Source organism: Chitinophagales bacterium, from assembly GCA_041392475.1.
Taxonomy (GTDB): domain Bacteria; phylum Bacteroidota; class Bacteroidia; order Chitinophagales; family UBA2359; genus JAUHXA01.
The window spans coordinates 954514-974701 of record JAWKLZ010000003.1 but is presented as its reverse complement, the minus strand read 5'-3'; the positions used below and the strand labels follow the sequence as shown (position 1 = coordinate 974701).

Annotated in this window: 14 protein-coding genes; 10 read left to right on the top strand and 4 right to left on the bottom strand. The window is 39.5% G+C overall.

The genetic code is table 11. From position 1 onward, the window contains the following. Positions 1-271: 271 nt before the first annotated feature. Positions 272-1408 carry a 1-acyl-sn-glycerol-3-phosphate acyltransferase gene (locus R3E32_26655; protein MEZ4888338.1) on the bottom strand — a complete coding sequence of 379 codons (1137 nt, stop codon included), beginning with the start codon at positions 1406-1408 and terminating at the stop codon, positions 272-274. Positions 1409-1697: 289 nt separating this feature from the next. Beyond that, positions 1698-2891 carry a prolipoprotein diacylglyceryl transferase gene (locus R3E32_26650; GenBank protein MEZ4888337.1) on the bottom strand — a complete coding sequence of 398 codons (1194 nt, stop codon included), beginning with the start codon at positions 2889-2891 and terminating at the stop codon, positions 1698-1700. Positions 2892-3231: 340 nt separating this feature from the next. Here R3E32_26650 and R3E32_26645 point away from each other — a divergent pair, with 340 nt between their 5' ends. The 4 genes from R3E32_26645 (at position 3232) to R3E32_26630 (ending at position 9427) form a co-directional block, all read left to right on the top strand. After that, positions 3232-4101: a hypothetical protein gene (locus R3E32_26645; GenBank protein ID MEZ4888336.1), complete on the top strand. Its 870-nt coding sequence runs from the start codon at positions 3232-3234 to the stop codon at positions 4099-4101. 104 nt (positions 4102-4205) lie between these two features. Beyond that, positions 4206-5339 carry a 4-hydroxyphenylpyruvate dioxygenase gene (hppD, locus tag R3E32_26640; GenBank protein MEZ4888335.1) on the top strand — a complete coding sequence of 378 codons (1134 nt, stop codon included), beginning with the start codon at positions 4206-4208 and terminating at the stop codon, positions 5337-5339. Between the two features lie 222 nt (positions 5340-5561). Continuing rightward, positions 5562-6929, top strand: a complete 1368-nt coding sequence (locus R3E32_26635) for an FAD-linked oxidase C-terminal domain-containing protein (protein MEZ4888334.1) — start codon at positions 5562-5564, stop codon at positions 6927-6929. A gap of 101 nt (positions 6930-7030) precedes the next feature. Continuing rightward, on the top strand, positions 7031-9427 hold the full coding sequence (locus R3E32_26630; protein MEZ4888333.1) for a TonB-dependent receptor: 2397 nt from the start codon (positions 7031-7033) through the stop codon (positions 9425-9427). An 81-nt stretch (positions 9428-9508) separates the two neighbouring features. On the opposite strand, the gene R3E32_26625 is transcribed toward R3E32_26630, so the two are convergent. Then, positions 9509-10435 carry a GYDIA family GHMP kinase gene (locus R3E32_26625; GenBank protein ID MEZ4888332.1) on the bottom strand — a complete coding sequence of 309 codons (927 nt, stop codon included), beginning with the start codon at positions 10433-10435 and terminating at the stop codon, positions 9509-9511. Between the two features lie 163 nt (positions 10436-10598). Continuing rightward, complete coding sequence (locus tag R3E32_26620; GenBank protein MEZ4888331.1) at positions 10599-11939, bottom strand: hydroxymethylglutaryl-CoA reductase, degradative; 1341 nt, start codon at positions 11937-11939, stop codon at positions 10599-10601. Between the two features lie 705 nt (positions 11940-12644). Between R3E32_26620 and R3E32_26615 the strand changes: the two genes are divergently transcribed. From R3E32_26615 to R3E32_26590, 6 genes are all read left to right on the top strand, one after another. Further along, a complete protein-coding gene (locus R3E32_26615) occupies positions 12645-13040 on the top strand; it encodes a BlaI/MecI/CopY family transcriptional regulator (protein MEZ4888330.1) in 396 nt (131 codons plus the stop codon). Between the two features lie 203 nt (positions 13041-13243). Then, the gene (locus R3E32_26610; GenBank protein MEZ4888329.1) at positions 13244-16024 is read left to right on the top strand and encodes a M56 family metallopeptidase; all 2781 of its coding nucleotides are present in this window, start codon (positions 13244-13246) and stop codon (positions 16022-16024) included. Positions 16025-16448: 424 nt separating this feature from the next. Next, positions 16449-16562, top strand: a complete 114-nt coding sequence (locus tag R3E32_26605; protein MEZ4888328.1) for a helix-turn-helix transcriptional regulator — start codon at positions 16449-16451, stop codon at positions 16560-16562. Positions 16563-16642: 80 nt separating this feature from the next. Further along, positions 16643-18679, top strand: a complete 2037-nt coding sequence (locus R3E32_26600) for an N-6 DNA methylase (GenBank protein ID MEZ4888327.1) — start codon at positions 16643-16645, stop codon at positions 18677-18679. Positions 18680-18708: 29 nt separating this feature from the next. Further along, on the top strand, positions 18709-19776 hold the full coding sequence (locus R3E32_26595; protein ID MEZ4888326.1) for a restriction endonuclease subunit S: 1068 nt from the start codon (positions 18709-18711) through the stop codon (positions 19774-19776). A 250-nt stretch (positions 19777-20026) separates the two neighbouring features. Beyond that, on the top strand, positions 20027-20152 hold the full coding sequence (locus R3E32_26590) for a hypothetical protein (protein ID MEZ4888325.1): 126 nt from the start codon (positions 20027-20029) through the stop codon (positions 20150-20152). Positions 20153-20188: the final 36 nt, after the last annotated feature.

Sequence of the window (20188 nt, the reverse complement as noted above, 5' to 3'; positions counted from 1 at the left end):
TTAATGGTTGAATGGTTATATGGTTATGTGGTTGAATGGTTATATGGTTGAATGGTTATATGGTTGAATGGTTATATGGTTGAATTGCTGAATGGTTGAATGGTTATATGGTTATATGGTTGAATTGCTGAATGGTTATATAGTTGAAATGTAGAATAGTATGTAATATTTCAGCAGCATCGCTGCGACACTATTTGTAGAAATAACCCACAAAAACTATACTTCAAGGGGCATAGCCCCGACACCATCACCCCACTTTTGCGGTTTCATCCTACAAGCCAAACCGATTATTCACAGGATTCGCATACATTTCCAACATCAATTGTCGAATTGCAGCCTTATCCATCCCCTCTTCCAATGTAGCGATTTTCTCCTCAATGTACGATACAAAATAATCGTAGTAATATTTGGGATACAAATTGGCGTAGGTTTTCGTTTCGTGCAACAAATCAAAAGCGATGTAATTGGAGAACCAAAGGTGGTAATTTTGGTGAATTTGGCGGTCAATCAAATCGGTCAAAGCCTGTATTTGGTCATTCTTTTTTGGCATTTCCTTCACTGCCTTCAATTCCTCCTTCAATACCGTACCAATCGCCAAGTGTATCCTCCCTTTGTCGCCTGTCAATCCGATAGCCATACTTTTGAGGTCGTCTTGTGGCGTTTTTTGATACGTACCTTGTGCCTTGAGATAACGTTCCTTTGCCTTCATCAAGTCGCACGGATCGTATTCATACGAAATCGCCATTGGCACAATTTGCAGGGCTTCAAAATGCTCTATGTAGTCACCTTTTGCACTCAATCCCAACATTTTGAGTAGAGCAGGGTGGGTATGGTCGTTGCCATCTTTGGCACGTCCTTCTCGCTGTGCAATCCAAACAGAAGTATTGTTTTCGAGAATCGTCTGTTGGATATAAGCAGACAAACGCTGCGATTGAAACACAAAATCTCGTCCGACTGCATCCCGAATCACCGCAAAATTTTTGTTGAGTTTCACCAAAGCTTCAATCCACGGCATCACAAAAAGATTGTTCCCAATCGCAATAGCAGCCGTAGGTCTGCCGATTTCGTGCAAGGATACATTCAAAGAAGCAGGATCAAAAATAATATCACGATGATTGGAAATGTAGAGATAGTTGCCATCTTTGGGCAGTTCCTCCAATCCCGAAACACTCAGCCCATTGCTACTTTTGGAGAGCATATTTTGAAGGTTGGGGTAGATGATTTCTTTTTGGAAAGCATGAACAGATTGCAAACTGTGCAAACAATCAACGAATTGCTGCTCTGTCCAATTGGGCATATACATTCTACCATATTGCAGAAACATCGGATTTTTTGCGAGTTCCTTCAATACATCTGCTACTTCGGTATCTGCATAAAAACGTATGTCGTCAAATTGAAATGTACTCATTTAAAAAATTAAAAGTTGAGGGTTAAAAATTGAAAATTCAAACATTGCAGGGTAAGCATACTGTTTTTTAAATTTCTTTATATTTCAGCAGCATCGCTGCGACCCTATTTGTAGAAATAAGGATAAAGAGTTTTTTATATGGGGCGTAACCTCGACACCACACACAATCAAGTGCTTAGTTGTGCCGAAGCTACGCTCCTAATTGCTTCGATTCCATCTGTTTTTCTACAAATAGGGGCAAGGCTAAAGCCCTTTTTAATGTCAAAAAACTTCCGAAACAGTGTAATAATTAGTTTTTCATATCAGCATTATGCATCATCTTTCTTGTGCCAACCACTCCAATCCCCAAAGCCACCAACCCCAGTGCAATATACTGAGAAAAAGACAGTTCAATACCGAGAATCGTATGGCGGTCATTGATGCGAACAAACTCAATCAGGAACCGTTCGATACCGTTGAGAATTAGAAAAATGCCAAATAGAATGCCCGCTGTGCTAATGCGTTTTCGGAGCAGCCACAAAACCCCAAAAATAGCCATTGCCATCAAAAATTCATACACAGAAGTCGGAAAAACACCTTCGGGCAATACTTTGCAGTAGCGAGTAGCGCATCCAGGAATGTCAACACAACAAGGCATGGAACAATTTACCAACGCAATTCCTTCATTGATAACGTTGTGCGGATAAGTATAAGCCCAAGCCCAATCGGGTAGCCAAGATAGCCAATTGGGGCGGGTCAAAGTATTGGCAATGCCCCAATCTCCATCTCCTGCAAAATGACACCCCAAACGCCCAATACCATAACCGACAATAACCGCCATTCCTGCGGCATCGGTCATCCGCCAAATGGGAATTTTCACCATTTTGGCATAGACTATTAGCGCAATCGAACCGCAAATCAAACCGCCATAAAACATCAGCCCACTGAAAGAAAGCAGCGCACCAATTGGGTCACGCATAAAGTTTTCCCAATCCTCCATCCATGTAAAAACCTTGGAACCGAGAATCCCCGCAATTGCGGCAATCACAATCAAATCGCCAATGCGTTGATGCGGAAAAATGGTCTCTTCAATAGTTTGAGGAACAGGGAGTTGGTCTTTCTTTTTTTCGTACCACCGCAACCCCACCAATACCACAGCCAAAACAATACCGCCTACAATACTGCCCTCTGGCGACACAATAAAATCTTGTGGATTGTCGGCAAAATATTTCCAGTCCATTGCAGCCGCCACTATTTTGTAACCCAACAAAAAGCCTATTATTCCATTCACTATCAACTCAGAAGCCGTTGCAGGAGTACCTACAATGCGTGAAACATTTACTCCTTGCATCAAACCCGCTCTTTCCATTCGTCTAAATTCGGCATACAAGATCATACCCGCAGCCACAAAACCCAGTGCCAAAAAGAAGCCATAAGTTTGTATCGGCAAACAGGGAAAATAGCCTGTGAGGTCGTAAATAAGGTCAGAAAGTCGAGGGTACATAAACAGTGTTTTTTGGAACGGTCAAAGATAGTACGATTTTTCCAAATAAAATATGAGGATTTATTTACTATTTTGTAACAAATATTTTATATGATGCTTCAAGATATTCCTGTGTCCGAATAATGCAATTCCCCAAATAATTGTTAGATTTACCCAAATTCGTGTAAACGAAAAAAAAATGGGAAAAATTTTTAAATTCCCTTCAATTTTTGGTCCTTTGAAGATTTGGTTGGTAAGGAGTAAAAAACTTAAAAAGTCTATAGCCAACCTTTTTTACAGAGAATCCAATTTGTTAAAAAGAACAGAGCCTGAAAATAGACGATTTTTTAAACCATAAGACATGAAAAGGGTATTTTACCTATTGATAATCCTATTTTTAACAACTTCAAATATGTATGGTCAGTTTTTGGAGAATGACAAAAAAATACTGGGAAAAAATAAGGTTCGATCACTTACCATAGTAGAATTGTTTGCTGATGATGCTTGTTTGCATCAGGTAACGGAATACGACAAACGGGGCAATGAAACAAAATACGATTTACTTCGCTTGGACCATTATTACCGAAGTGTATATGACAGTTTGAATCAGAAGGTGCAGGAATTAAAGGTGGATAGAAAGAATGAACAGCAAGTGGACAGCACTTTTTTTGAGTATGACAAACAGGGTAGCGTGGTCAAGGAAAAAAGCGTATATTATTACGGAAATGAACGTAATGAGCATGTCATGTTTTACAGCTATGACTATAATGAATCTGGAAAGCCTATCAAACAATGTCAGTTGATAGAAGAGGAGGAAGTTTGGCAAGAGATTTTGCTCAATGAATATGTCTATGACGAAAATGGACAGTTGGAGAAATTACTGCAATATTTAGATGGAGAAGCGGCGATTACCGAGTTTTATCAGTACAATGAGGACAGTCTATTGGTCCGAAAAGATGTAGATGATCCGACTTGGTTTGAACGGGTGAACATGATGAAAATCAAGCAGCGACCCAATATCACCGAACAATACACGACTTATACTTACAATGAACAACTGCAAATCATTGAAGTATATCAATATTTTTCAGATCCATGCCTTTCTATGGATGACTATTATGCTTACCGCTATACTTACCTTCCGAATGGTTTGATTGAAGGAGTGGAAGTCTGGGAAAAAAGACAAAAAATGGTGTCAAAAGTGCGCTTTGACTACGGTTTTCACCTATAACTGTTAGCAACGAAATACCTCAAAAAGCGTTAGTAGTATGAACCTTTAATGGTAATTTTGCACACGCATTTTTAAAAAAAATCAAATTAAAAATTCCTTGCCTTATGACTACCTTAACAACTGAAATACCAAAAGTTTACGAACAAGCGGCTGATTTTATGCCATTAAATGGTACAGATTACCTAGAACTGTATGTCAGCAACGCCAAACAAGCAGCACATTTCTACAAGTCTGCCTTTGGTTTTAGTTCCTTGGCTTATGCGGGCTTGGAGACAGGACTACAAGACAGAGAATCGTATGTAGTAGTACAAGATAAAATCCGTTTGGTGCTGACTTCTCCGCTTAGAAGTGGAACAGATATTGGCAGACACATTGACCAACATGGTGATGGCGTGAAAGTGACAGCGCTGTGGGTAGATGATGCGACTTATGCCTACAATGAGGCGATGAAGCGTGGCGCAAAACACTATATGCACCCAACGGTAGAAGAAGATAAAGATGGGAAAGTGGTTCGGTCAGGTATTTATACGTATGGTGAGGTCGTGCATGTTTTTGTGGAGCGAAAAGACTACAATGGCATTTTCCTGCCGAAATACAGAAAATGGGAGACCCGCTACAATCCTGAGTCAGTCGGATTGAAGTTTGTGGACCATATGGTGGGCAATGTACACTTGGGACGAATGGATTATTGGGTCAATTTTTACAAAGAGGTGATGGGCTTTACCCAAATCCTTTCTTTTGACGACAAAGATATTTCTACGGAATATACTGCCTTGATGAGCAAGGTAATGAGCAATGGTAACGGCCGTATCAAGTTCCCTATCAATGAACCTGCGGCAGGTTTGAAAAAATCGCAAGTAGACGAATATTTGGAGTTTTACGAAGGCGAAGGGGTACAGCACATTGCAGTAGCGACCGACAACATTATCGAAACGGTGACAGCATTGCGAAATAGAGGCATTGAGTTTTTGCAAGTCCCTAAAAGTTACTACGATGTATTGTTGGATAGAGTAGGCGACATTGACGAAGATGTGGCAGCTTTGCGTGATTTGGGTGTGTTGGTAGATAGAGATGAGGAAGGTTATTTACTTCAAATTTTCACCAAAACAGTTCAGGCTCGCCCGACCATGTTTTTTGAAATCATCCAGCGCAAAGGCGCACGTTCTTTTGGCAAGGGCAACTTCAAAGCATTGTTTGAAGCATTGGAGCGTGAACAAGAATTGAGAGGGACTTTGTGAGGAAGAAGACGTAAGATGCAAGATGGGAGATGAATGATGGAAAACAGCATAGCTGTGGCACTATTTGTAGAAATGGATAGCTAAGAAATTATTTTTAAGGGGCATAGCCTCGACACGCTGACTTTCGAAACAAAAATTTCAGAAGTCTTTGTTTCACAATAGAAACCTTCAAAAGGTTTATTCTACTAAAATAATCAATTTTTTGCTTCAAAACGCATTGATATGCCTCATAGTTCCACCATTCAAGCCCTTCAAGAACTTCTTAAAGAGCGCATTACTCTACAATCGGACATTCTAATCACCCATAGTAAAGATTTATCTTGGCATCCTGCTTACCTACCCGATGCAGTTTGTTATCCTATTAACAACGAAGAAGTTGCAGCAATTCTAAAAATCTGCAATGCCCACAAAACACCAGTCATTCCTTTCGGCACAGGTACTTCTTTAGAAGGACATATTCTACCCATATCGGGAGGCATCACCGTCAATCTCTCCAAAATGAACCGTATTTTGGACTTCAATGAAATAGATCAAGATTGTAGGGTTGAAGCGGGTGTCACCAAATTTCAGTTGAATAGTTTTCTGAAAGACAAAGGTTTGTTTTTTGCTGCTGGACCTGGGATTGATGCTTCAATGGGGGGCATGATGGCGAGTGGTGCGAGTGGCGCAAATGCGGTAATGTATGGCACGGTGAAGGAAAATGTGCGGTCATTGAAGGTGGTAATGGCAGATGGCAAAATCGTGACGACTCGGCGGCGGGTGCGAAAATCGTCGGCAGGCTATGATTTGACTCAGTTGTTTGTAGGTTCGGAAGGTACTTTGGGCATTATTACGGAAGTGACGGCGGTTCTACATTCTTTGCCCCAATTTGTGGCCGTTGCAGTTGTGCCTTTTCCTTCTATTGAAGAAGCCATTGAAGCGGCTATTCAATTGAATCAAAGCGATTTGCAACTTGCTATGTTGGAATTGATGGATGAGGTAATCATGGATGCCATCAACCGATATTCTCAAACCGACTATCCTGTTCAGCCCACTTTGTTTTTGGAGTTGCACAGCAGGAATGAAAGGTTTGAAAATCAATACTCGATTATCCAAAAAATCACGCAGCAACACCAAGCCATTGAATGTAAATGGGCAACAGAACCTGCTGCAAAAGAACAACTCTTCAAAGCCCGCTACGATGCGGTGTATGCCATAAAAGCATTGCAGCCCGAAGCTGTTTTTTGGTCTTCTGACGTGACTGTACCTATTTCTCGTCTGGCAGAAATCATCCTCAAAACCAAAATAGAATTGGAGAAATTACCACTTCATGCTTCTTTGTTTGGGCATGTGGGAGACGGCAATTTTCACACATTGTTGCTCTTTAAGCCTGACAATGAAGAAGAACTGAATATGGTCAAAGCCATCAACCACCAAATTGTGTTGTGGGCTTTGGAAATGGAAGGCACTTGTACGGGTGAGCATGGAATTGGTATCGGCAAAAAGGACTATTTGCAGATGGAATTTGGGGAGAGTGGGATGGAATTGATGAAAACGGTTAAGAAAGCTTTTGACCCAAATGGAATTATGAATCCTGGGAAGATTGTGTAATTGATTTTTTCTTCTAACTTAGCAACACATTGCAGTCATCACAAACTTCAATAGTCTTGTAAGCTTTTGAAGTTCAGCCAACAAAACCAACATTTTCAGCCATGCGACAATTGCACCTAAAATTACCAAGCATATTTATACTAATCCTCACCTTTTTTTGGGGTACTCCTCTCCTATCCCAATCTCCTCAAAAAGCTTCAAGTATTACACTAAGTGGCTATATCAAAGACCAACAAAGTCTTGAAACGCTCATTGGTGCAAATGTCTATATCAAAGAACTTCAAACAGGTGCAACAACCAATTTGTATGGTTATTATGCCTTGAAAATACCACAATCCAATGACTCCATTACCCTGATAATTAGCTACATTGGTTATCAAAACCTGCAAAAGCGAATCCTCCCCAACAAAGATCAAGAACTGACCCTTCTGCTCGATGTCAACTCCGAACTATTGCAGGAAATCGTGGTGACAGAAGATGCGAACCGCCAACTCATTGAAGAAGTGCAGATGGGTAAACAGAAAATTACGGCGAAAAGCATCAAGGCGATTCCGATGGTGTTGGGTGAAACCGATTTGTTGAAGGTCGTGCAGTTGTCGGCGGGTGTGCAAGGTGGTTCGGAGGGAACGAGTGGCATTTTTGTGAGGGGGGGCGGATATGACCAAAATTTGATTTTGTTGGATGAAGCAACGGTTTACAATCCCGAACACTTTTTTGGTTTTTTCAGCACCTTCAATTCCGATATAGTCAAAAATCTCGAAATCTATAAGAGCGACTTTCCCGCACGTTATGGAGGACGTTTGTCGTCGGTCATTGACATTCAGATGCGAGAGGGCAATATGAAAGAGTTTAAAGGACAGGGTGGTATTGGATTGATTGCTTCGAGGTTGTCTTTGGAGGGGCCGATAGTGAAAGACAAATCTTCTTTCGTAATCAGCGCACGTCGGACTTATGCGGATTTGTTTATTCCTGCTGTAAACAAACAACTACCCGACGATCAACAAATTCCGAACTACTTCTTTTATGACCTCAATGCGAAAGTCAATTTTATTCTTGGCGACAAAGACCGTGTGTATTTGAGTGGTTATTTTGGACGGGACAAACTCAATGTGGTTTTTGATGAAAACAGTGGTTCTTCCGCCAATAGTACCTATGATTTGGATTGGGGAAACCTCACGGGTACGCTTCGATGGAACCATGTCTTCAATCCACGATTGTTCTCCAATACGGCACTGATAGCCAGTAAATTTGACTACAAAGACCGCTTCAATTTCAACGATTTCTTCTTTTTTCGCAGTGCTGCCAACACTTATACCTATAGCCTGAAGCAAGATTTTGACTACTTTCTTAGCAACAAACACCACCTTCAATTTGGCGCACAATTGACGCACAACGACATTCAACCGACCGAATTTAGTTCGGGAACAGTGGTGGCAGATGAAGAATTGGCAACGAGCAGCATCAGCAAAGAGCAAAAATACGATGCGGAAGAAATTGCAGTTTATGCGCTCGATAAATGGAAACTGAACAGCAAGCTAACTGCAAAAATTGGATTGCGTTATTCGACTTTCATCACCGAAGAACGCACAACTTTTCACAACATCGAACCCCGCCTTGCCTTGAGCTATCAACTTGATGAGCGCACTGCCATCAAAAGCAGCTACGCACGCATGGCGCAATATCTGCATCAGGTCAAATTCAGTCATTTGAGTTTTTTAGACCCCATTTTCCCTTCCAACAAAAACATTGCCCCTCAGCTATCCGACCAAGTTTCGGTGGGATGGAACCGCTTGATTTTGAACGATCAATTCAGTTTGACCAACGAATATTACTACAAATGGCTGGACAATCAGTTGGACTACAAAAACGGTGCGCCTTTCTTGTTTATTGACGAAAATTACCACGAACGTTTGACAGTCGGCAAAGGTTGGACCTATGGAGCAGAGTTCCAATTGCAGAAAACGAAAGGCAAAACAACAGGCTGGTTGGCTTATACTTTGTCTTGGTCTAAGCGACAATTTGACGAACTCAACGGAGGCATCGCTTTCCCGTTTACCTACGATCGCCGCCATGTCCTCAATGCTGTTGCACAACATCAATTGAAAAACAACTGGTCGCTGAGTGTTAATTTCACCTATCAAACGGGTGTAACCTATGACTTACCCGTAGGGCGTTTTTTCAATTACGGCATTCGTGGTGCTGACCCCGAAATCATTCCGATTTATGAGGAGAGAAATGCTTTTCGCATGGCTCCCTATCACCGTTTGGATGTGGGTTTGATTAAAAAATACGAGAGCAAAAAACGCTGGAAATCCGAATTGGTCTTCAATGTTTACAACCTCTACAGCCGTCGCAATCCGTTTTTTATTTACTTCGACAATGAAGTGGAAACCTATATCAACAGTCAAGGAAATGAGGCGCAAAGGGTAAAATATGTTGCCAAACAAACTTCTTTGTTTCCGATTATTCCATCGGTGACATATAATTTTCGGTTCTAAATCGCAGATTTTTGAGGATTTTAGGATGGCGCAGATTTTCTTGTACAGTGTAGTTTTTGGAGGATTTTGCAGATTTTCTATTCAGAAAACCATTTCCTCCCACCTCAATATGGTCTCAAAGCCTTTTCTTTCAAAGTAAGCCAACGTTTTTTCTTCAGATAGGCGTGAAGTCGCCAATACGAAATCACCTCCCCAAGCTCCCAATGATTTAACAGTTCCCCAATAATCTGCAAAATACAGGTCTTTTACCATTTTGAGCTGCAAACTTTTGGCAACGATTAGTTCGTGCATTTGTAGAAAGATTTCAAAATCAAACAAATGCTCTGTTTTTAGCATATCCTCGGTAATACCGTTCATCACTTCAATATTTTTTTGGCGAGTAGTGGAATCTTGTTCGTAAAAATAGCGGATGGCATCTCTTGAGTTTTGTTTTTTGTTGAGGTGAACGAAGTAGAGTTGGTCGTGAAAGGGTGGGTGAAAATCTGTTTTTTGAAATTGAAGTGTGGGCTTTTTTTGGTACAAAATGGCTCGGTCGCTTTGGGCGCAAGCGATGTCGTAACCCGACCCTCCAAAGGTGTTTTCCAACAATTCAAAGGCATCAATATTAGCCCATCGTGCAATATTGCTAATCAAGGTAGAACTGCTTCCCAAACCCCAATTTCGAGGGAATTGTAGCTTTGTTTTTACTTCAATGTTTGTCTTTGATTGAAGGAAATTGGGGTTTTGCTTTCGGGCTTGTTGGAGTATTTGTTGCAGCCTTTCTGCGCCTTCTCCAATTGCAGTAAGGATTTGAAGATCAATCAAATTGAAGGTGGCATTTAACCACACATTTCCCTCTACATCATAGCTTTTCCACTGCAAGCTAGGTGTTTCTCCTGCTTCAATTGCCCTATTTTCGACCTCCAATGTTTGCCCAAATTTGGTGGGGATAGCGAGGGCTTTTGCACCTTCTAAGACGTAGTATTCGCCAGTGAGTAAAAGTTTACCGTTGGAATGGAATTGAAGCATGTTTTTTTTGCTTATTTGGAGTGGGATTTTGAACGCTGAGGCACGGAGTTTTTTTGGCTAACTAAGCGAAACTTTGGCAACGGTTGAAGACCTTGCCAACAGTTGAAGCGGAATTGTGAAAAAAAAACTTTCGTTATACGGTACTAATAAACCAATCACCAACTTACCAAGCAATCTGCTGCGACCGATATTCCACCAAAAACTCTCGAACAGCTGTAAACGAAATCAACTTATCGCTAAAGTGCGCTACTGCAAATTCTCGTTCTTTGGGAGTTGCGGCAAAGTGAGAGAGAATGTTGTTGAGGTGCATTTTCATGTGTCCTTTTTGAATGCCCGTAGTCACCAAAGAACGCACTGCTGCAAAGTTTTGTGCCAAACCAGCAGTTGCCACAATGCTCATCAATTCCTCCGCCGATGGATTGCCGAGCAATTCCAAGGAACGCCTTGCAAGTGGATGAATTTTGGTCAAGCCGCCGATTGTACCGATTGCCAACGGAATTTCGATGGAAAACCGAAACATGCCATCTTCAAGGATGCAATTAGACAAAGAACGATAGTGACCATCTTTGGAAGCATAGGCATGACCACAGGCTTCAACGGCTCTAAAATCGTTTCCCGTAGCGATTACAACAGCATCTATTCCGTTGAAAATGCCTTTATTATGGGTTGTTGCTCTGAATCGGTCATTTCGAGCAATGTGAATAGCTTGGTTAAATTTGTAGGCAAATTCGGCTGCTGAGATATTATTGGGAAAGTCTCCGAGATCTTCAATGGGACATTCTACCCAAGCCCGCACCAAACATTCGGGCGTGTAATTGGACAAAATAGCCATAATGACATTCACTTCTTTTTCTTTGCCTTTAAAGTGGGCCTCGGCTTTTTCCTTCAATATGCTGCCAAATTCTTCTAAGACTGAGTTGATAAAATTGGCTCCCATCGCATCGCAGGTTTCAAAATCAACCCTGATTTGGTAGTAGCCTTCTTCAATTTCGGGGCAATGCAGCAACTCAATGGTTTTTATACCTCCTCCTCTTTTCTCCATATTGCAGGTCATATCCTTCACGCCAAAACGTAAATCGGCTCGGATACTGTCAAAAAATTGGAACATTTTGTACGGCTCTCCTTTCCACATAAAATGTACGTGACCAGGCTTAATGGTCGAAACAATGTCGGTGTGAAAACCACCTCTATCGAGCCAAAATTTTGCGCCACTAGAAGCAGCTGCAACGACTGAACTTTCTTCAATGACCATCGGCACACAATACAACTTGCCGTCTATCAAAAAGTTGGGAGCTACGCCAAAAGGCATGTAGAAGTTGGTGATGGTGTTTTCACTGATGCCATCAAACATGTTTTGGGCTTCCTCGTTGGTATGCCAAAAGCTGGCAAATTCTCTGGTGACTTCGATTGGATTGGAGGTGAAAAAGTGCTTCAATAGCCAAGCAATTTTTTCTCTTTTGCCCAACTTAGAAAAACCCGAAATCATTTTGTCTTTGCTTCTCATGGATGTTGAATTAAAATTAAAATCAAGCTATTTATGGCGTAAAATAATTGGTGGTAATAAATTTGAGAATGTTGAGTAAATGAATTTGCAGAGTGCAAAAATAAACAAGTATTTCAAAAATTATGGAAGAATTGGTATTGACCATTTTTTTAATTGATAATCAATATTTTGTAAAAAATAAAAAAGGCAAACCGATTGCTCATTTGCCATTTATCTCTTCAATACTGCTTATTAATACAACCACAATATACGATGGTTCATTTTAATTTTCAAAATTTTCTGAAAATTAAATAAATGATTTCCTTTTTCGGGTATGCAGATTTTGGTAATGTATTTCAATAAAGTTGTAAGACGGAAAACTAACATATTCTCGCCTGAAAAGTTGAAAGTAATTTAACAAATTTTAGCCTTCGATTCTAAACATTTGTAAACCAATTTATTATTAACGAATTCAGATTGAAAAAAATGGCAAAATAGCAGAAGTACGAAATTTTTCGTAAAAAAGATTTGCTATTACGAAATACTTCGTATATCTTTGAGGTACGAAAGTAATCGTAGATGAATTGACCTGATTATTTTGCGAAATACAATTATCCAAAAATATAGTATTTCTAATCACGATTTCTATTGGTTAGGTGTCGGAAAGCAAGCAAAAAATCACTCCGACACCTTTTTTCAGAAATGTACTCAAATGAATTTTTATTTATGAAATCAAAACCCACCGAAGCAGAATTGGAAATCCTACAAATCTTGTGGGAACAAGGAGCATGTACTGTGAGACAGGTCAATGACTTGTTGAACGATAAGCGACCCAATGATAAGAAAGAAATTGGTTATACGACTACGCTAAAAATCATGCAATTGATGAATGAAAAGGATTTGGTTGTACGAGATGATTCGAGTCGCACGCATATTTACCAAGCCAATGTGAGTGAAAAAGTGGCCCAAAATTCTCTTTTAGAGCGTTTTTTGGATACGACCTTCAAAGGTTCTGCCATGAAACTGGTGATGCAAGCATTGGGTAGGAGCGAAACGACTTCTGAGGAATTGCAGCAAATACGTGAATTTTTAGACGAATTGGAAGATAAGACGGGTGATTAAGATTCTACATCCCTTTATTTTTCAGGTTCTGTGACAATTTTTGTGGAAGCAATAAAGACTTCGGAAGTTTCATTTTATAAGAGGTTAATTTTTAGCGAAATAGTTTTTTGATTTTGTAAGCGGCAAACTTCCGAAGTCTCAAATCACAGATTTTGTCAACGAACCATTTTTCATTTATTTTTTATCACCAAACCCCAAAAAACATGAATTACCTTCAAAATATATTCAATGAATCTTTGGTCAATGCGATTGGCTGGACGATTCTTCATTCGATTTGGCAGGGTGCTGTTGTCGTAGTTGTGGTGGCTTTTGTATTGTCTTTGCTCAAAAATCCCAGCTCCAAATTGAAATACAATCTTTATACGACTGCCTTGTTTGCAGTGCTGGGCTGTAGTGTGGCTACTTTCTTTTATTTGAAGCACAACAATTCTCCGAACCCTTCGAAGGTGGAGTGGATTGTTCCTGCCAAAACACAACACGAACAAAATGATATCGTAGAATTGGTTTTTTTAGATGAAAACATTGCAAGCGAAATTCGGAAGGCGGACACTTCGGTGTCTGCCTTTTTTACAGATTTATCTGCAATGGCGAATGACTACATGGCTTGGATTGTGGTGGTGTGGATGATGGGGTGTGTGTTGTTTAGCATCCGATTCATTGGAGGTTTTGTGTATATTCATCGGCTTCGAAGCCGCAATGTATCACCTGTTGAAGCGCATTGGCAGCAAAAATTGGTGGTTATTTGTGAGAAAATTGGTGTTAAAAAAACGATTCGCTTGTTGGAGTCAACGGCTATTTCTACACCTATGGTGATTGGTCACTTCAAACCAATTGTTCTGTTTCCGATAGGGGCTATGACGGGTTTGAATCCATTGCAGGTAGAGGCTATTTTGGCACATGAATTGGCGCATATTTACCGCAATGATTATCTGGTGAATATTCTTCAATCTGTGGCAGAAATAGTGTTGTTTTACCACCCTGCTTCGTGGTGGCTGTCTGGCAAAATGCAGGCTACTCGTGAGCATTGCTGCGATGATTTGGCGATTCGTTTGTGTGGCGACCGCATGGTATATGCCAAAGCATTGACAGAAATAGAATATTTGAGGGTCCAGCAACAAACGCCTTATTTGGCGGCTGCTTTTGCAGGAAATGGCAATGCAAACAATTTGATGGCACGTATTCAACGACTTTTTAGCCCTAGCGAAAAACAGTTTAACTCTGTGGATGGTTGGGTAGCTTCAATGATGTTGGTCATCGCAGTTTTGGCGATTTCTTGGACTTCTCATACCAAGATTGAAGCGGCCGAAAAAGAGGTGAGTATTTTTATTGGTTCGGTGATGGACGACTTGAAATGGGTGGCTGAGGATGTCGGAGATGTGTTTGTAGAACTTACTGCGGATTCTACCAAAAGAGCTGAAAAAAGAATTAAACGCTTAGAAAAACAGCAGCGCAAGGCAGAGGAAAAAATTGAGAAACAGGTGCAGAAAATTGAAAAGAATGTGGAAAAATTGGTGGTAAAAACCAAAGATGGCTATGTTGTTGTTCCTTCCATTCCGCCTGTCCCGCCTGTCCCGCCTGTCCCTCCCATTCACACAGTGCTTCCAACTCCGCCTATACCGCCAACTGTTCCTTTCTATACATTGCCCAATTCCGATATATTGGTTTTGCCGAAAACACCCGCAAGCCCCAAAGCACCTTTGTTTCCAAATGCGCCAAGTCCTCCTCAAGCACCTGTTTTCCCAAAAATGAATGGCTTTTATAATTTTAATGGGGTGTTTGAAGTTCATCCAGATGTCACCGCATTTATTCACGGTGGTCCAGACCTTAGGGTATTGATTGCAGAACAGCCTGATGTATGGAAGTTTATAGCCAGTGAAAAACCAGATATTTTCTATGTGGATAAAGACAAAGTAAAATTTAAAAACAAAGCTCCTAAAAGGGTTATCAGGCTAAAAATTCCGATGAGCTTGGATTCTATCAAAAACCAAGAACTGAGGGCAAAGTTGAAGCCGCTTAGAGATTCTTTGGTGGCTCAACAGAAAAAATTGAGAGAGTCCCTTCAAAACGTGGAGAATGTAGATAAAGTGGAGTTAGAACGAATTATGAGAGATTATGAGGAGACTTTGGAGAGGTATGAGGATGAATTGGAAGAATGGCAAGACGAATTGGAGGAAGTGCATGAACGTCATTTTGAATGGAATGAGAAAGAACGTGATGCTTTTGAGGAGAATATGGAAGAATGGGCGGATAAATGGGAAGGATGGAGTGAAAAGTGGGAACAAAGCTGGGATGAAGACAAACAAAAAGAATGGGCGAATAAATGGAAAGAGTGGGGTGAAAAATGGGAGCAAAATTGGGATGAAGACAAACAAAAGGAATGGACTGAAAAGTGGGAAGAGTGGGGTGAAAAATGGGAGCAAAATTGGGATGAAGACAAACAAAAGGAATGGGCTGAAAAGTGGGAAGAGTGGGGTGAAAAATGGGAGCAAAAGTGGGGTCAGGAGTGGCAACAAGAATGGCAGCAACATCAAAAGGAGTATGAACAAAAAATGAGGGAGTGGGAGAAAAATTTTGAAGGAGAAATGAAGGAGTTTGAATTTAACTTCAAAGAGTATGAGGACAACATGAGAGAGTATGAAAAGGAACTTCACCAGTTTGAGAATGTCTATGAAGATGCCATGGAACTGGAAATAGAAGGAAACGAGAAAATGTCGGAATCAAACTTGAAAACGATGACCTCCAAACTCCGAAAAATGCTGCAACAGGATGGTTTGGTTGACAAAAATGATGACCAAATTAAAATCAAATACGATGGCAAAAATGCGAAAGTAAATGGCAAAACGATTCCTGCGGATAAGTTCAACAAATACAAAGAAACCATTAGAGAATACTTAGATGAAAGTGGGCCTTTTACTCTATCTTTCAGCGACAAACATACACACATCAGCATATCAGGAAAAAATATTGACATCCAAAATTTTTAAACCCTTAATACCCTTCCCTTCAATAAAAAATTGGTTAATAAGGACGTAAAATCAAGGAGTAGTCGACCGTTTTGTTTCAGAACAACGCGGTGGCTACTCCTTTTTTTTTGTTAGAGGGGGTGATGTTACTGATTTTGTTGTGGTAGATGTTGAGGGGTAATTGATTAGAAATAGCCTTTTAACAAAATGATAAAACGCTATTTGTCCAGTCCTTACCTCCAATTCTAAAAATAAAGCAATTTCTACATACATTTTTTGCCCCAAAACAAAATTTGGCTATATTTACAAAGCATAAAAGGCAGTCCGAATTTAGAGCCTTTCCCCTATACACCAATTTCGTTCAACTGAAATGTCTGCACTTTGAAAGTTGATTGATTGAACTTTTACTATATTTGACACCGAATAAACAAAACTTGGGTTTCAAATGAACCGAATAAAAGAAATTTTAAAGGACAAAGGAATTTCGCAGACTTGGCTTGCCAAACAGATAGGAAAGAGTTACAACACGATTAACGAATATGCTCGTAACGTGAGATAACCGAGTTTGGAAGACTTGTACACAATTGCCGAAACACTAAATGTGAAAGTCAAAGATTTACTAATTGAAAGAAAAAAATAATGGCACAATCAATAGAACCGAATATTGCAGATTTAGCCAACGGATGGATGAAATCCTATAAGCTACCTTACAAATTAGAGCAGGAATCAGTTAATGCAGAAATTGATAAAGCCCTTTCCGATTATCACACTAAAGCAGGAAATTATGGCGGAAATCGCCCTGATGCAAAGTTGATTGGCTACGACAAATACAATAATCCATACCCTGTACTTATTGAGTACAAAGGTTATAAAGACAAACTTGTAAAACTTGACAAAGACGGACAAGTTGAAAACCGAACTTCTAAAAACGAACCCAATTTTAAAAACATAAACTCTTTTGCGGTAAACGGTGCTGTTCATTACGCAAATGCTTTGCTTCATCATACAAGCTATACCGATATTATCGCAATCGGAATGACAGGCTACAAAGATGAAACAGGTAAAATTCATCACGAAATTGGCGTTTATTATGTTTCAAAAAGCAATTTAGGAGCAGGACAGAAAATTGGCGACTTTACCGACTTTTCATTTTTAGCACTGAAAAATTTTGACGGTTTTATTGAGACAGTAAAAACACTTCAACTTTCACAGGAAGAACTTGACAAACTAAAAGAACAAAGAGAAAGAGAAATAGACCAAAGCTTAAAAAACCTAAACCAACATATCTATGATGAGGAACAAGGTCTTGATGTTAATGATAGAGTTCATTTGGTTTCTGCTTCCATAATTGCAACGCTTGGAATTCCAGGAAAAGTTGTACCATTAGAAAAATTAGACCTAAAATCATCATCTGAGATTGGTTATCGAGATGGTGATGAAATGGTAAAAAAAATAAAATCTTTTTTGAATCATAAGGATTTACCTAATGAAAAAAAGGAGCTCATCATACGAACACTTTCAAATACCCTTCTTGCTCATAACATTAATAAAGCTATAAATGGTGAAAGTCAACTTAGGAGAGTATTTACAAAAATAGTAGATGACTTAGGTATTTATTATAAGATAGGTCTAACAACGGATTTTACAGGAAAGTTATTCAATCAGATGTATAGTTGGATACCTATGCCAGATGATAAAAAGAATGATGTAGTCTTAACCCCACCTTATGTAGCTTCACTTTTAGTTAAATTGGCGAGAGTAAACAAAGACAGTTACGTTTGGGATTTTGCCACAGGTTCAGCGGGTTTGTTAGTTGCTGCAATGAACGAAATGCTAATTGATGCAAAAAACACCATTCAATCGCCAGATGAACTAACAAAAAAGGAAATCCAAATAAAAGCCGAACAGTTGCTTGGTTTAGAGTTGCTTTCAAGCGTCTATATGTTAGCAATTCTCAATATGATTTTAATGGGTGACGGTAGTTCTAACATTTTGAATACAGACTCAATAAAAGATTTTGACGGTAAATATGGTTTTGGCAAAACAAACGAACACTTTCCAGCGGATGCCTTTATATTAAATCCGCCTTATTCTGCTTCAGGAAACGGGATGAACTTTGTTGAGAAAGCTTTAGATATGATGAATAAAGGTTACGCTGCAATTATTATTCAAAACTCATCAGGTTCAGGAAAAGCAATTGACTACAACAAAAGAATTTTATCCAAACACTCGCTCTTGGCAAGTATAAAAATGCCAGTAGATATTTTTATCGGTAAATCCAGCGTAAATACGAACATTTATGTTTTCAAGGTCAATGAAAAACATCACAAAGATGATGTTGTAAAGTTCATTGACTTTACAAATGACGGTTACACAAGAACCAACCGAAAAAAAGGAAAAAACAACCTAAAAGATACTGACCAGGCCAAAGAACGCTATCAAGAAGTTGTTGACTTGGTTCGCTTTGGTAAAAGCAAACTCAAAGTTTTTACAGAAAGAGAATATTACGAAGGACATATTGACCCAAATAATGGAGCGGATTGGAATCAGTCGGCTCCTATTGACTTAAATCCAAAATTCAGCGACTTCAAGAAGACAATTAGTGATTACATAGCTTATGAAATATCAGATTTACTGAAAAACCAAGAAATTGCGGATGAAAGCTTGGGAAAGTAGTCGCCCCGCTTGATAGCAGATTAAACAAAATCAAGTGGGGTGAATTTACGATAGGAGACCTTTTTTCAATTAACACGTACAAAAAGAGATTTGATGCTAATAAGGTGGAAGTTCATCAACTTGGCACTTATCCATATGTAGTTAGAATGGGTTCAAATAATGGACAGAAAGGCTTTATCAATGAAGACCCAAAATTTTTAAATGAAGGCAATACAATATCATTTGGTCAAGATACTGCTACAATGTTTTACCAAGAAAAACCTTACTTCACAGGGGATAAAATCAAAATTTTAAAGCCAAAAGAAAAAAGGTTCGGTAAAAAGAATGCCCAATTTTTTATTGCAGCGATGATGAAATCCTTTATTTCATTTTCTTGGGGAAGCTCAAGCTATAGTGTTGATGTAATCAAAAATCAAAAAGTAACACTACCTATTTTAAGCAATAAAAAAATAGACTTTGATATTATTGAGAGTCTATTGGCAGAGATTGAAAGTAATCGAATAAACCAATTAGAAAATTACTTACTCAATAATGGGCTTAACGATTATCAACTAACTGAACAAGAGAAACAAGCATTAGAAAACTTTGAAAAACTCGATTGGAACATTTTCAATCTTGAAAACTTATTTGGTAAATCAACTCGTGGAAGACGATTAAAAAGTGCCGACAGAGTTACAGGAACTTTACCTTTTATCACGGCAGGAGAAACTGACGAAGGAGTTTCTGCATTTATTGGAAATGACGTTAAAGTTTTTTCAGCGAATACCATAACCATTGATATGTTTGGTTCAGCCAAGTATAGAAACTTCAAATATGGCGGAGACGACCATATTGCAGTCGTACATACGGACAAACTGCCAAAATACGCATCTGTTTTTGTGACTTCTGCAATTCACAAATCATCATACAACGGACAATTTAACTACGGTAGAAACTTCTACGCAAAAGACGCTGACGCATTAGATATTTCGCTTCCAGTAAAAGACGGAAAACCTGACTATGGAACTATGGAGACCGTAATTTCTGCCATTCATAAATTGGTAATTAAAGACGTGATTTTGTATATAGAGAAAAAAAAGAAAGAATTAAATAACTAAAATGAACCTCCGCAATGCTATGCACATTGTCTATTCGCTCAAAGCCAACCCGCAAAGCAAAAATAGCCAAAGAGCATAGCAGCCAACGCAAACAGAAAATCGAGCTATGAAAAAAAATAAATGAATTGAAAAAAGAAGTCGAGTAGAGCGAGGAACTGACTAAAACAGTTCCCTACCCTCTCACAGAACCGTACGTGAACCTCTCGACTCATACGGATCTTCAGGATTAGAAACTTATCAGGGATATTCGTTGAGGGCATTTCAAGAGCGGCAGGTGTTGGATTTGGCGGATTTAGAAATTGGGTCTTATTGGTGTGTATGGAAGGAAGATGGTCGTGTGGTGGATAAGGTGCGGTTTTTGAAGGTGGAGGGGTGAAGGTCATAAGGACGTAAAATCAAGGAGTTGACCGTT

Excerpts from the sequence above, each read along its gene's own strand:
- R3E32_26600 (MEZ4888327.1), top strand. The coding sequence starts at position 16,643 with ATGGCACAATCAATAGAACCGAATATTGCAGATTTAGCCAACGGATGG.
- R3E32_26655 (MEZ4888338.1), bottom strand. The coding sequence starts at position 1,408 with ATGAGTACATTTCAATTTGACGACATACGTTTTTATGCAGATACCGAA.
- R3E32_26645 (MEZ4888336.1), top strand. The coding sequence starts at position 3,232 with ATGAAAAGGGTATTTTACCTATTGATAATCCTATTTTTAACAACTTCA.
- R3E32_26620 (MEZ4888331.1), bottom strand. The coding sequence starts at position 11,939 with ATGAGAAGCAAAGACAAAATGATTTCGGGTTTTTCTAAGTTGGGCAAA.
- R3E32_26605 (MEZ4888328.1), top strand. The coding sequence starts at position 16,449 with ATGAACCGAATAAAAGAAATTTTAAAGGACAAAGGAATTTCGCAGACT.
- R3E32_26610 (MEZ4888329.1), top strand. The coding sequence starts at position 13,244 with ATGAATTACCTTCAAAATATATTCAATGAATCTTTGGTCAATGCGATT.
- R3E32_26650 (MEZ4888337.1), bottom strand. The coding sequence starts at position 2,891 with ATGTACCCTCGACTTTCTGACCTTATTTACGACCTCACAGGCTATTTT.
- hppD (MEZ4888335.1), top strand. The coding sequence starts at position 4,206 with ATGACTACCTTAACAACTGAAATACCAAAAGTTTACGAACAAGCGGCT.
- R3E32_26615 (MEZ4888330.1), top strand. The coding sequence starts at position 12,645 with ATGAAATCAAAACCCACCGAAGCAGAATTGGAAATCCTACAAATCTTG.
- R3E32_26630 (MEZ4888333.1), top strand. The coding sequence starts at position 7,031 with ATGCGACAATTGCACCTAAAATTACCAAGCATATTTATACTAATCCTC.
- R3E32_26625 (MEZ4888332.1), bottom strand. The coding sequence starts at position 10,435 with ATGCTTCAATTCCATTCCAACGGTAAACTTTTACTCACTGGCGAATAC.
- R3E32_26635 (MEZ4888334.1), top strand. The coding sequence starts at position 5,562 with ATGCCTCATAGTTCCACCATTCAAGCCCTTCAAGAACTTCTTAAAGAG.